Source organism: Kitasatospora sp. NPDC057198 (assembly GCF_042670125.1).
Taxonomy (GTDB): domain Bacteria; phylum Actinomycetota; class Actinomycetes; order Streptomycetales; family Streptomycetaceae; genus Kitasatospora.
The window spans coordinates 1-10,895 of record NZ_JBHUWH010000260.1; the positions used below are offsets into that span (position 1 = coordinate 1).

9 protein-coding genes are annotated in these 10,895 nt (G+C 75.5%); 5 read left to right on the forward strand and 4 right to left on the reverse strand.

Annotation, left to right across the window (positions count from 1 at the left end; genetic code table 11):
• Positions 1-32: 32 nt before the first annotated feature.
• Positions 33-1,292: an MFS transporter gene (locus ACFUEL_RS25550; RefSeq protein WP_380239096.1), complete on the reverse strand. Its 1,260-nt coding sequence runs from the start codon at positions 1,290-1,292 to the stop codon at positions 33-35.
• 122 nt (positions 1,293-1,414) lie between these two features.
• Here ACFUEL_RS25550 and ACFUEL_RS25555 point away from each other — a divergent pair, with 122 nt between their 5' ends.
• A complete protein-coding gene (locus tag ACFUEL_RS25555) occupies positions 1,415-2,581 on the forward strand; it encodes an ROK family protein (RefSeq protein WP_380239104.1) in 1,167 nt (388 codons plus the stop codon).
• A gap of 124 nt (positions 2,582-2,705) precedes the next feature.
• On the opposite strand, the gene ACFUEL_RS25560 is transcribed toward ACFUEL_RS25555, so the two are convergent.
• On the reverse strand, positions 2,706-3,437 hold the full coding sequence (locus ACFUEL_RS25560; protein ID WP_380239097.1) for a polyprenol monophosphomannose synthase: 732 nt from the start codon (positions 3,435-3,437) through the stop codon (positions 2,706-2,708).
• A gap of 171 nt (positions 3,438-3,608) precedes the next feature.
• Between ACFUEL_RS25560 and ACFUEL_RS25565 the strand changes: the two genes are divergently transcribed.
• Together ACFUEL_RS25565 and ACFUEL_RS25570 are read left to right on the forward strand one after the other, a co-directional pair.
• Positions 3,609-4,478: a PhzF family phenazine biosynthesis protein gene (locus tag ACFUEL_RS25565; protein WP_380239098.1), complete on the forward strand. Its 870-nt coding sequence runs from the start codon at positions 3,609-3,611 to the stop codon at positions 4,476-4,478.
• A gap of 384 nt (positions 4,479-4,862) precedes the next feature.
• Entirely contained in the window at positions 4,863-5,969 is a 1,107-nt protein-coding gene (locus ACFUEL_RS25570) for a PLP-dependent cysteine synthase family protein (protein ID WP_380239099.1), read from the forward strand.
• A 7-nt stretch (positions 5,970-5,976) separates the two neighbouring features.
• Here the strand turns inward: ACFUEL_RS25570 and ACFUEL_RS25575 are convergent, their stop codons facing one another.
• A complete protein-coding gene (locus tag ACFUEL_RS25575) occupies positions 5,977-6,423 on the reverse strand; it encodes a DUF4267 domain-containing protein (RefSeq protein WP_380239100.1) in 447 nt (148 codons plus the stop codon).
• Positions 6,424-6,550: 127 nt separating this feature from the next.
• Here ACFUEL_RS25575 and ACFUEL_RS25580 point away from each other — a divergent pair, with 127 nt between their 5' ends.
• Positions 6,551-7,123 carry a TetR/AcrR family transcriptional regulator gene (locus ACFUEL_RS25580; RefSeq protein ID WP_380239101.1) on the forward strand — a complete coding sequence of 191 codons (573 nt, stop codon included), beginning with the start codon at positions 6,551-6,553 and terminating at the stop codon, positions 7,121-7,123.
• Between the two features lie 98 nt (positions 7,124-7,221).
• On the forward strand, positions 7,222-8,709 hold the full coding sequence (locus ACFUEL_RS25585) for an MFS transporter (protein ID WP_380239102.1): 1,488 nt from the start codon (positions 7,222-7,224) through the stop codon (positions 8,707-8,709).
• Between the two features lie 233 nt (positions 8,710-8,942).
• Here the strand turns inward: ACFUEL_RS25585 and ACFUEL_RS25590 are convergent.
• The coding region (locus ACFUEL_RS25590; RefSeq protein WP_380239103.1) for an ATP-binding protein at positions 8,943-10,895 on the reverse strand (1,953 nt) is incomplete at its 5' end.

Below are 10,895 nucleotides of genomic sequence, written 5' to 3' on the forward strand. Positions count from 1 at the left end.
CCGTCGTCGTGTTCCGGCGGGGGGAGGGGCCGTCAGGCCGCCCGGTGGCGGCGGACGGCGAGGGCGAGCAGGCCGGCCAGCGCCGAGCTGGCGGCGACGGTCAGCAGGGCGGCGGGCAGCGAGAGCGCGTCGGCCAGGAAGCCGATCACCGGCGGGCCGATCAGCATGCCCGCGTAGCCGAGGGTGGAGGCGGTGGCCACGCCCTGCGGCCCGGCGGTCGCCCCGGCCTGGGCGATGGCCAGCGGGAAGACGTTGGCCAGGCCGAGGCCGACCAGGACGAAGCCGGCCAGCACCACCGGGACGGACGGGGCCAGGGCGGCGGTCGCCATGCCCGCGCAGGCGGTCAGGCCGCCGAGCAGCATCACCCTGGTCTGGCCGAGCCGCTCGGAGAGCCAGGTGCCGGAGAGCCGGCCCGCGGTCATCGCGAAGGCGAAGGAGGCGTACCCGGCGGCGGCCGTCGCGGTGCTGGCGTGCACGTCGTCGGTCAGGTGCAGGGTGGCCCAGTCCGCGAGGGCGCCCTCGCCGTACGCGGTGGACAGGGCGATCAGGCCGAGCAGCACGACCAGCAGCCGGGCGTGCCGGGACGGGCGGGCGGCGGTGCTCGCGGCGGCGCTGGTGGCGGCACTCGCGGCGGTGCTGGTGGTGGAGGGGCGGGGGAGGGCGGCCGGGGCGCGCAGCAGGGCGGTGCCGGCCAGCGCCGTCACGGCCAGGCCGAGCGCGGCGGCCGAGGCCAGCGCCCAGGAGGCGCTGATCCGGCTCGCGAGCAGGCCGCCGGCCGCGGCGCCGAGCAGGCCGCCGAGGCTGTAGCCCGCGTGGAAGCTGGGCATGACGGGCCGTCGGAGCTCGGCGACCAGGTCGACCGCGGCGCTGTTCATCGCCACGTTGGCCGCGCCGTAGCCCGCGCCGAACAGCAGCAGCACCGCGCCGAGCGCGAGCACCGAGTGGGTGTGCGCGGGCAGGGCCACGGCCAGCGAGAACACGGCGAGCGCGGCGACGGTGACCGGGCGCGAGCCGTAGCGCAGGCACAGCCGTCCGATCAGGGCCATGGTGGCGACCGCGCCGGCCGAGATGCACAGCAGGGCCAGACCCAGCGCGCTGTGCGAGGCGGCGACCTGGGCGCGGACGTCCGGGATCCGGACCACCCAGGAGGCGAACAGGAAGCCGTCGGCGGTGAAGAAGGCGGTGAGGGCGAGGCGTGCCGCCGACCAGGAGGAGCTGCGGCCGGACGGGGTCTTCGAAGGGGCAGCGGAGAGGAGGGAGGAGCGGGCTTCTGTTTTGTTCAGTAGCGGCACAAAGTCAGAATAGGGGAGTGCCGCACACACCTACAAGCCCGAATCCGGGCCAGAATCCGGGCCAGACCCCGCGTCCGCAGCCGGGGGCCTCCAAGCGGGCCGCGCCCGACCGCGGCCGCACCCTGCTCGGACCGGCCCTGCGCCTGGTCCACACCGGCCAGGCCCCCACCCGCTCCGCGCTCACCGGAGCCCTCGACGTCACCCGCGCCACCGCCGGCGCCGTCACCGGCGAACTCGAGGCGCTCGGCCTGATCACCGTCGACTCCCGCCCGGCCGGCGGCGGCCGCGGCCGCCCCTCGCACCGGCTCGCCCTCACCGACCCCGGCCCCGCCGTCCTCACCGCCCAACTGCACGCCGACGGCATCTCCGCCGCCCTGGCCGGACTCGGCGGACGCCTGCACGACCCCGTCCACCTGCCGCTGCCCGCCGACACCTCACCCGCCGCGCTGCTCGCCGCCGTCGCCGAGACCGGCGCCCGGCTCGCCCGCGACAGCCGCCGCCGCGTCCTCGGTTTCGCGCTCGCCCTGCCCAACCCCGTCACCGAACCCGACGGCACCGCCCTCGCCGCCCTGCACTTCGGCTGGCCCTCCGGCACCCCCGTCGCCGAACTCTTCGCCGCCGCCGTCGCCCGCACCGACCCCGGCCCGCGCGCCCGCGCCACCCTGCCCACCGCCGTCGCCAACGACGCCAACCTCGCCGCCCTCGCCGAACACCGGCACGGCGCCGGCCGCGGCGCCCGCCACCTGCTGCTGGTCACCTCCGGCCACCGCGGCGTCGGCGGCGCCCTGGTCATCGACGGCCGCCTGCACACCGGCAGCTCCGGCCTCGCCCTCGAGGTCGGCCACCTCACCGTCGACCCGCTCGGCCGCCCCTGCGCCTGCGGCAACCGCGGCTGCCTCAACGCCGAGACCGACACCGACGCGCTGTTCGCCGCCGCGAAGCGCCGCCCCGACCCGGCCCGCCCGCTGCTCCCGCAGGCCCGCGCGCTGGCCCGCGACCCGGAGGCCGCCGACGCCCTCGAACACGTCGTCGACCGGCTCGGCCTCGGCCTCGCCGGGCTGGTCAACATCCTCAACCCGGACCGGATCGTGCTCAGCGGCCTGCACCTCGACCTGCTGGCCGCCGCCCCCGACCGGCTCGCCGCCGTGGTCGCCGAACGCTGCCTGTGGGGCCGCAGCGGGCGCATCCCGATCGTCCCCGCCCAGGTCGTGCACGCCGGACTGGTCGGCGCGGCCGAACTCGCCTGGGAGCCCTACCTGGAGGACCCGCAGGCCGTCGCGGCGCCCTGAGGCGTATCCGGCCGGGCCCGGGGAAACGGAACGGCGCGGGGGACGGAGACCGTCCACCCGCGCCGTCCGGCACGTCCGCGCTGTACTGGTTCCGCTGGTTCCCGCGGTGCTGGTTCCCGCGGTGCTAGTTCTTGCCGAAGCGCAGCTTCCAGGGGGCCACCGCGGACTCCAGCTGCACGCCCAGGCTCATCTTCGACATGCCCTCGACCCGCTCCTCGAAGCGGATCGGCACCTCGGCGATGCGCATGCCGCGCTTGACGACCCGGTAGTTCATCTCGACCTGGAACGAGTAGCCGTTGGAACGCACCGACTCCAGGTCGACCGCGCGCAGCGCCTGCGCCTCCCACGCCTTGAAACCGGCGGTGGCGTCCTTCACCCGCAGGCGCAGGATCGCGTTCACGTAGAAGTTCGCCCACGCGGACAGCGCCTTGCGGTGCCACGGCCACTCCGACGCGGTCGAGCCGCCCGGCACGTAGCGCGAGCCCAGCACCACCGAGGCGTCCGTACCGGTCAGCTTCTCCACCATCGCGGGGAGCGCGGTGTGCGGGTGCGACAGGTCGGCGTCCATCTGGACGACGATGTCCGCGCCGTCCTCCAGCGCCCGCGACATGCCGGCGATGTACGCCCGGCCCAGGCCGTCCTTCTCGGTGCGGTGCAGGACCGAGACGTTGCCACCCGAGTCGGCCGCCAGCTTGTCGGCGACGTCGCCAGTGCCGTCAGGGGAGTTGTCGTCCACGACCAGAACGTGCAGGTTCGCCATGCCGAGGTCGGCCAGCCGGCCGACCAGGACCGGCAGGTTCTCCCGCTCGTTGTAGGTCGGAACAACCACAACAACCTTCGGGTGGGCCTCAGCCATGTTTTTCTATCCTCGATGCAGTACGAACCGGAGGCGGCAGTCTAGCGTTCCTCCCCGAACGTTCGTCCCACGGGGGCGTTTCGCCCACCGGCCGACCGGGTACTCCGCGCCGCCCGGGAATCCCCGCGCCGGGCCGGGAATCCCCGCCCCGGGCCGGTCCGTTCAGCAGGCATGACCCGCACCGCACCGGCAGCAGACCGGCCCGAACCGCTGCGCTACGCCGCCTTCACCGCCGACCCCGCCGGCGGCAACCCGGCCGGCGTCGTCCTGGACGCCACCGGGCTCACCGACGAGCAGCAGCTCGCCACCGCCGCCCGCCTGGGCTACTCCGAGACCGCCTTCCTCACCGCCGACCCCGACCGGCCCCGGGCCCACACCGTCCGCTACTTCAGCCCGCTCGCCGAAGTCCCGTTCTGCGGCCACGCGACGATCGCCGCCGCGGTCGCCCTCGGCGAACGGCACGGCCCCGGCGAGTTCCGCTTCACCACCGCGGCCGGGCCCGTCCCCGTCGAGGTGACCCGCGACCCGGACGGCGGCCACCGGGCCACCCTGACCAGCGTCCCCGCTACCGTCGAGGACGCCGACCCGCAGGACGTCGCCGAGGCGCTGGCCGCCCTGCGCTGGCGGCCCGAGGAACTCGACCCCCGCCTCCCGCCCCGGATCGCCTACGCCGGGGCCCGCCACCTCGTCCTCGCCGCCGCGAGCCGGGCCCGGCTCGCCGACCTCGCCTACGACTTCGAAGCCCTCGCCGCGCTGATGCGCCGCCTCGACCTGACCACCCTCCAGCTCGTCCGGGAACAGGACGCCACCACCTACCACGTGCGCAACCCCTTCCCGGTCGGCGGCGTCGTCGAGGACCCGGCCACCGGTGCGGCCGCCGCCGCGTTCGGCGGTTACCTCCGCCGGCTGCGCGGCCTGACCACCGCCCGCCTCACCCTCCACCAGGGCGAGGACCTCGGCCGGCCGGGCGTCCTGACCGTCGACCTCACCGAGGGGGACGACCGCGTCCGCGTCACGGGGCGGGCGGTGCGGATCCAGTAGACGGCTCGGCAAGAACGGCGAAGGGGAACAAACCAGGGGCTCGGGAAGAACGGCGAGAGGCGAAACCAGGGGCTCGGGGAACGGCGAGCCCGGGTCTACTGCCGGTTCACTGCCGGAGCGCGCATCGGCGTTCGGTTCTGTCACTACACGCAGCAGCACGGACCTCCGATGGGCTCCGGCCGTCAGCAGCACGGACCCGCCGTTCCCCGGGCCCCTGGTGGCGCATGCTCGTCTGCCGACAGTTCCCCGGGCCCCTGGCGGGGCCCGTGCGCATCCGTACGCATAAGGGGAAGCTGGAGCCTCCGTAATCGTCACTTATCGTAGTTGACTGTTACGCTTGGTGGTTCACGGCGGTTCGCCGGTGGTGGCGAGGAGAGTGGCGCGATGAGCGATCAGACCCAGGACGTGGACCGGACCGACCCCGAGTACCGGGCCTGGCTGAAGGAGGCCGTCCGCCGCGTCCAGGCCGACGCCAACCGTTCCGCCGACACCCACCTGCTGCGTTTCCCGCTGCCCGCCGAGTGGGGCATCGACCTGTACCTGAAGGACGAGTCGACGCACCCCACCGGCAGCCTGAAGCACCGGCTGGCCCGCTCGCTGTTCCTGTACGGCCTGTGCAACGGCTGGATCCGGCCCGGCGCCCCGGTGATCGAGGCGTCCAGCGGGTCGACGGCCGTCTCCGAGGCGTACTTCGCCCAGCTGATCGGCGTCCCGTTCATCGCCGTGATGGCCCGCACCACCAGCCGGGCCAAGATCGAGCTGATCGAGTTCCACGGCGGGCGGTGTCACCTGGTCGACAACCCGGGCGAGGTCTACGCGGTGGCGGCCGCGCTCGCCACCGAGACTGGCGGCCACTACATGGACCAGTTCACCTACGCCGAGCGGGCCACCGACTGGCGCGGCAACAACAACATCGCCGAGTCGGTCTTCGCCCAGCTGCGGATGGAACCCCACCCCGAGCCCGCCTGGATCGTCGCCACCGCGGGCACCGGCGGCACCTCCGCGACCATCGCCCGGTACGTCCACTACATGCAGCACGACACCCGGATCTGCGTCGCCGACCCGGAGAACTCCTGCTTCTTCGAGGGCTGGGTGCACCACGACCCGGACGCGCGCTGCCCCACCGGCTCCCGGATCGAGGGCATCGGCCGCCCCCGGATGGAGCCCTCCTTCGTGCCCGGCGCGATCGACCGGATGATGAAGGTGCCCGACGCGGCCTCGATCGCCGCCGCCCACCTGCTGGCCGACGTCCTCGGCAAGAAGGCCGGCGCCTCCACCGGCACCGGCCTGTGGGGCGCGCTGCGGATCGTCGCCGAGATGCGCCGCGAGGGCCGCAGCGGCAGCGTCGTCACGCTGATCTGCGACCCGGGGGACCGGTACCTCGACAAGTACTACTCGGACGCCTGGCTGGCCGCCGAGCGGATCGACCCCCGGCCGCACCGCGCCGCCCTCGAGGAGTTCCTCGCGGGCGGCGACTGGGCGGAGGGCTGATCCCTTCTCAACCGCGCTTGCCGGTCCGCTCGGTGAGCAGCAGGACGGCGGTGACCAGCACGAGGACGGCGGTGGCGAAGTGCACCCCGAAGGCCGTGGCGGTGCTGCCGTGGTGCACCAGGATGGTGGCGGCGTCGCCGAACGGGGTGACCGACTCGGCGAGCAGCGCCCAGCCGAGCGCCCGGCGGTGCCCGGTCAGCAGCAGGGCCAGCGGGACGAGGCCGGAGACGATGTCCCGGATGCCCTTGAGGTTGAGGAAGGCCGCGGTCTCGCCCTGCGGCCACGCCGGCAGGCCGAAGCCGGAGGCGGTGCTCTCCGGGGCGATCAGGAAGCTGATGCCGACGTAGATGATGCCCAGCCCGACCAGGGCCGTGAACGCGGTGGCGAGGTTGACGCGCAGCCGGCTGCTGGCCGGGCGGGCGGTGGCGGTGCTGGTGGTGGCGGTCGCGGACATGGTGGTTCCCCCTGCGGTGTGTGTGCTGCGGAGCGGTGTGCGCCGCCGTCTGGTTAGCGGCGCTAGCGACGAGAATGATGCTAGGGCGACACCTCGTCAGTTGTCTAGCGGTGCTAGGATTTCGGTCATGGCTATCAAGGAACGCAGGGCGCGCGAACGCGCCGAACGGGAACAGCTGATCGTCCGGGCCGCCCGCGAACTCGCCGAGGCCGAGGGCTGGGACGCCGTCACCACCCGCCGCCTCGCCGAGCGCATCGAGTACAGCCAGCCCGTCCTGTACAGCCACTTCAGCGGCAAGGACGCCATCGTCGCCGCCGTCGCCGTCGAGGGCTGCGCCGAACTCGCCACCCTGCTGCGGGCCGCCGCTGCGGGCGTCGACGACCCGCGCGAGGCGTTCGCCGCCGTCGCCCGCGCCTACCTCGCCTTCGCCGAGGCCAACCCCGCCCTCTACGACGCGATCTTCATCCTCCCCAGCACCCTCCCCTTCGGCACCCCCGAAGCCCCCGCCCCGCTGCACGCCGCCTTCGCCGCGATCGCCGAACCCGCCACCCGCAGCGCCCGGGTGACCGGCCACGACCCCGGCGGCTACACCGAACTCGCCTGGTCCGCCCTGCACGGCATGGTCACCCTCGCCCGCACCGGCCGCCTGCGCCCCGACCTCGGCCGGGCCCGCATCGACGCGTTCACCGCCGTCTTCTGAGCCCGCCACCGGGCCCGTGCCAGCCCGCTGCCAGCCGCGTGCCAGGAGCACCCCCGAGGGTGGGGGGCGTCGGACGACGAGACCTGGAGGACGTGGTGGTGGAAGCGGTTCGTTCGGCCCGCCGGTGGTGGGCACTGGGGGCACTGGTGGTGAGCGTGCTGGTGGTCGGCCTGGACGGGACGGTCATCAACGTGGCGCTGCCCACCCTGGCCCGCGAACTCGACGCGGACAGCACGCAGTTGCTCTGGATCGGCGGCGGCTACCTGCTGACCTTCAGCGTGGCGATGCTGCCCGTGGGCCGGATCGGCGACCGGATCGGCCACCGGCGGGTGCTCACGGCCGGCGTCGCCCTGTTCGGCGCCGCCTCGCTCGCCGGGGCCTTCACCGGCTCCGCGGGCGCGGTCATCGCGGTGCGCGCCGCGATGGGCCTCGGCGCGGCGATGATCATGCCGGTCTCGATGGCGCTGCTCCCGAGGATCTTCCCCGAGCAGGAGGTTCCCCGGGCCATCGCGGTCTGGACGGCCGCCGCCGCCCTCGGCATGCCCGCCGGGCCGGTCATCGGCGGCTGGCTGCTCAACCACTTCTGGTGGGGCTCGGTCTTCCTGTTCAACGTCCCCGTGGTGGCGATCGCCCTGCTCGCGGGCGCCCTGCTGCTCCCGGCCGACGGCCCGCGCGACCGGGCCCGCACCGTGCCGTTCGACTGGTCCGGCACCGTCCTCGGCACGGCCGGGACCACCGCGCTGGTCTACGGCACGATCCTCGTCCCGGCCCACGGCTGGACCTCCCCGGCGGTCCTCGCCCCGCTGGCCGCCGCCGCCCTGCTGCTGACCCTCTTCCTCCGCCGGCAGCGCCGGGCCGCCGAACCCCTGCTCGACCTGGAGCTGTTCACCGACCGCCGGTTCTCCTGGGGCACCCTGACCGCCGTCCTCGGCAACTTCACCGTCATGGGCATCCTGTTCGTCGTCCCGCAGTACCTGGAGGCCGTCCAGGACTACGACGCCCTCGGCACCGGACTGCGGGTGCTCCCGCTGATCGGCGGCCTGATGCTGTCCGCCGCGCTCGGCGAGGCCCTGGTCCCGAGGCTCGGCGCCCGCACCGTGGTCCCCGCCGGACTGACCCTGCTCGCCGCCGGCGTCCTGCTCGGGACGCGGGCCGCGCCCGACAGCGGGTACGGCTCCACCGCGCTGTGGCTGGCCGTGGTCGGCGTCGGCTTCGGCCTGACCGTCGTCCCCGCCACCAGCCTGGTGATGGCCGCCCTGCCCGAGAACCGCACCGGCGTCGGCACCAGCGTCCTGGAAACCCTGCAACAGGTCGGCGGCGTCCTCGGCGTCGCCGCCCTCGGCAGCCTGCTCAACGCCGGCTACCTGGCCCGGATCGACGTCACCGCCCTGCCCGCGCCCGCCGCGGCGGCCGCCCGCGACTCGGTGACCGCCGCGGAGGCCGTCGCCGCCGAACTCCACGACGGCGCGCTGCTCTCCTCCGCCCACACCGCCTTCGTCCACGGCATGGGAACCGTCCTCACCGCCTCCGGCGCGGTCGCCCTCCTGGCGGCGGGCCTCGCGGCGGCCTTCCTCCCGAAGAAATGAGAGAGCACCACCAGGGGCCCGGGTGAGAACGGCGGGAGGCGAAATCAGGGGCCCGGGGAACGGCGGGTCCGTGCTGCTGACGGCCGGAGCCCACCGGAGGTTCGTGCTGCTGCGTGCCGTGAACAGAACCGGAAGCCGATGCGCGCTCCGGCAGTGAACCGTCAGCAGACCCGGGCTCGCCGTTCCCCGAGCCCCTGGCGGTGCTCTCCCGAGCCCCCGGCAGGGGCTTTCGCTCACTGGTCGCAGCCGGCGGCGGCCGCTCGCATCCACTGGTCGCCGAGCTGCTCGAACTGCTCCCGGCTGCGGGCGAGTTGTTCGGCGGCTTCGGTGGGCCGGTCCTCGGCGAGGGCGATCCGGCCGAGGGTGAGGCGGGTGGCGGCCGCGGTCCACGGGTCGGGGTGGTCGAGCAGGGCGCGCAGTTCGCGCCGGGCGGTCGGGCGGTCGTCCAGGAGCAGGGCGCAGCAGGGGCCGAGCAGGGGGAGGACGGGGTGGGCGGGGTGGGCCGGCAGGTGGGCGCGGACGGTGGCGGCGGCCAGGCGCAGGGCCGCCGGGTCGTGGGCGGGGCCGTCGCCGAGGGCGGGCAGCAGGACGGCGACCGCGGTGCACAGCGCGTGGGCGTCCGCGAGGCCGGGCGGGGCCGGTTCGCCGACCAGGGCGCGGACGGCGCGCGTCCAGTGCCCCGCCTCGCCGATGTGGTCGCCGACCGTCCAGAACCAGACCAGGGCGCCCGCCAGCCGCAGTGCGCCCGTCGCGTCGCCGGTGCCGACCAGGTGGCCGAGCGCGGCGTGCAGGTCGTCCCGTTCCGCGTTCAACCGGGCGGACCAGTGGGCCTGTTCGGGGCCGCGCAGCCGGGGTTCGGCCCGTTCGGCCAGTGCGAGGAGGCAGGCGGCGTGCGCGTCCCGGGTGCGGGCCGCGGTGCCGGCGGCCGCGGCCTTCTCGGCGGCGTACGCCCGGACGGTCTCCAGCAGGTGGTAGCGGACCTCGCCGTCCGGGCCGTCGGCCGCCGCCCGCACCAGGGACTTGTCGACCAGCGCGGCGATCACCTCGACCACGTCCGCGCCGGGGGCCCGCGGGCCGCAGACCCGTTCGGCGTGCTCGGGCGTCGCCCCGCCCGCGAACACCGAGAGGGCCGCCAGCACCGCGCGTTCGTCGGCGTCCAGCAGGTCCCAGCTCCAGTCGACCACCGCCCGCAGCGTCCGGTGCCGGGGCAGGGCGGCCCGGTCGCCGCCGGTCAGCAGCCGGAAGCGGTCGTCGAGCCGTTCCGCGACCTGGCGCAGCGTCAGGGAGCGGGTGCGGGCGGCCGCGAGCTCGATCGCCAGCGGGATCCCGTCCAGAGCCCGGCAGATGTCCGCCACCAGCGGCGCGGTCGCCGGGTCGAGCCGGAAGCCGGGGCGGACGGCGGCGGCCCGGTCGGCGAACAGCCGCACCGCCGGGTACGCCGCTGCTGCCCGGCCGTCCGCTGCGGTCCCGCCGTCCGGCGGGGGCAGCGGCAGCGAGGGCACCGGGCAGAGCGACTCGCCGGTGAGGCCCAGCGGCTCCCGGCTGGTGGCCAGCACCCGGACGTGCGGGGCCCGGGACAGCAGGCCGGAGGCCAACTCGGCGGCCGCGTCCAGCAGGTGCTCGCAGTTGTCCAGCACCAGCAGCAGCCGGCGCCGCTCCAGCGCCTCGGCCAGCCGCCCGACCGGGGAGGGGAGCGGTGCGATCGCCTCGCCGACCCGCAGCGCGTCCGGGACGCCGAGCGCCTGCAGCGCGGCCTGCGGCACCTCGGCGGGCGAGGTGACGGGGGCCAGCGGCACCAGCCACACGCCGTCCGGGAAGTCCGCCGCCAGCCCGGCCGCGACCTCCACCGCCAGCCGGGTCTTGCCCGCCCCGCCCGGCCCGGTCAGCGTCACCAGCCGGGTGCCGCGCAGCAGTTCGCGGACGGTCGCGGACTCCTGCTCGCGGCCGACGAAACTGGTCAGCGCCAGCGGCAGGTTGGAGCGGCGGGGCGACGGCCGGGGCGGGGGTTCCGGCGCCGGGGGCTCCGGTGCCGGGGCCGGGGCGGACCCGCCGCGCAGCAGGGAGAGGTGGAGCGCGGCCAGTTCGGGGGAGGGGTCCGCGCCGAGCCGCTCGGCCAGTTCGTGCCTGGTCCGCTCGTACCGCTCCAGCGCGGCCGCCGGGCGCCCCGCCGCCGCCAGGGCCCGCAT

What these genes read in the sequence shown, in the direction of transcription:
- ACFUEL_RS25570 (WP_380239099.1), top strand. Translation starts at nt 4,863, where the DNA reads ATGAGCGATCAGACCCAGGACGTGGACCGGACCGACCCCGAGTACCGG.
- ACFUEL_RS25575 (WP_380239100.1), bottom strand. Translation starts at nt 6,423, where the DNA reads ATGTCCGCGACCGCCACCACCAGCACCGCCACCGCCCGCCCGGCCAGC.
- ACFUEL_RS25580 (WP_380239101.1), top strand. Translation starts at nt 6,551, where the DNA reads ATGGCTATCAAGGAACGCAGGGCGCGCGAACGCGCCGAACGGGAACAG.
- ACFUEL_RS25560 (WP_380239097.1), bottom strand. Translation starts at nt 3,437, where the DNA reads ATGGCTGAGGCCCACCCGAAGGTTGTTGTGGTTGTTCCGACCTACAAC.
- ACFUEL_RS25565 (WP_380239098.1), top strand. Translation starts at nt 3,609, where the DNA reads ATGACCCGCACCGCACCGGCAGCAGACCGGCCCGAACCGCTGCGCTAC.